The following is a 1,375-nucleotide window of genomic DNA, read 5'->3' on the forward strand; positions in this document are numbered from 1 at the left end:
GCGACCACGTCTTCCTCAAGCTCGACCACCTGGGTGAAGAGGTGCTGGGCAAGCGCCTGCCGGGTATCGTCGAACTCTCCAAGACCTTCGCCCACGTCGACCCGGCCAAGGACCCGATCCCGGTCGTGCCGACCTGCCACTACATGATGGGTGGTATCCCGACCAACGTTCACGGTCAGGCCATCATGCAGAACGAGGCCGGCGAAGATCAGATCATCAACGGTCTGTTCGCCTGCGGCGAAGCGGCTTGCGTCTCGGTCCACGGCGCCAACCGCCTGGGCGGCAACTCGCTTCTCGATCTCGTGGTCTTCGGCCGCGCGGCGGGCATGTTCATCGAAGGCGCGCTCAACGAAGGCATCGAGTACCTGGACGCCTCCGAGTCCGACATCGAGACCGCGATGAAGCGCATCACCCGCTGGAACGAGTCCGAGGGCGGCGAAAGCATCCCCGCGCTCAAGGCGGAGCTTCAGGACATCATGCAGAACTCCTTCGGCGTATTCCGCGAAGAGGAGAACATGCAGGAGGGCGTGAAGAAGCTGGCGGCCCTGCGCGAGCGTATCGCCAATGCCCACCTGCCGGACAAGTCCAACGCGTTCAACACCGCGCGTGTCGAAGCGCTCGAGCTCGACAACCTTATGGAAGTGGCGGAAGCAACGGCGATTGCTGCCCTCGAGCGTAAAGAGAGCCGTGGTGCGCATTCGCGCTACGACTACCCCGACCGTGATGACGTCAACTGGTTGAAGCACTCGCTCTACTTCCCGCTCACCAAGGAGCTGAAGCAGCGCGACGTCAACTTCAAGCCGAAAACCGTTGATATGTTCGAGCCGAAGGTTCGTACCTACTAATCTTCGCCGGGGTCGGCAAGCGTCGGCCCCTGCACCGAGAGGGAGTCACAATGTCCAATCTTCAGGTATCCATATACCGCTACAACCCGGAAACCGACTCCGCGCCGTACATGCAGGAGTTCCAGGTCGACACCAAAGGTCGCGATCTGATGGTGCTGGACGTTCTGCACCTGATGAAGGAGCAGGACAGCGGCCTGGCGTTTCGTCGCAGCTGCCGTGAAGGCGTGTGCGGCTCCGACGGCATGAACATGAACGGCAAGAACGGCCTGGCGTGCATCACGCCGCTGTCCGACGTGGTCAAGGGCGGCAAGCTGACCCTGCGCCCGCTGCCGGGTCTTCCGGTCATCCGTGACCTGGTCGTCGACATGGCGATCTTCTACAAGCAGTACGAGCGCATCGAGCCGTACCTGCAAAACGACACGCCGGCGCCCGCCATCGAGCGTCTGCAGTCGCCGGAAGACCGCGACAAGCTCGACGGCTTGTACGAGTGCATCCTGTGCGCGTGCTGCTCTACCTCGTGCCCGTCGTTC

General features: G+C 62.4%; 2 protein-coding genes. Both read left to right on the top strand.

The window, feature by feature from the left end:
• Positions 1-845: FAD-binding protein (locus BIS11_RS17610; protein ID WP_253586733.1), on the top strand; the 845-nt coding region annotated here is incomplete at its 5' end.
• A gap of 50 nt (positions 846-895) precedes the next feature.
• Positions 896-1,375: succinate dehydrogenase iron-sulfur subunit (locus BIS11_RS17615; RefSeq protein WP_253586734.1), on the top strand; the 480-nt coding region annotated here is incomplete at its 3' end.

It is taken from the genome of Halomonas sp. 707D4 (assembly GCF_024158685.1).
GTDB lineage: Bacteria > Pseudomonadota > Gammaproteobacteria > Pseudomonadales > Halomonadaceae > Vreelandella.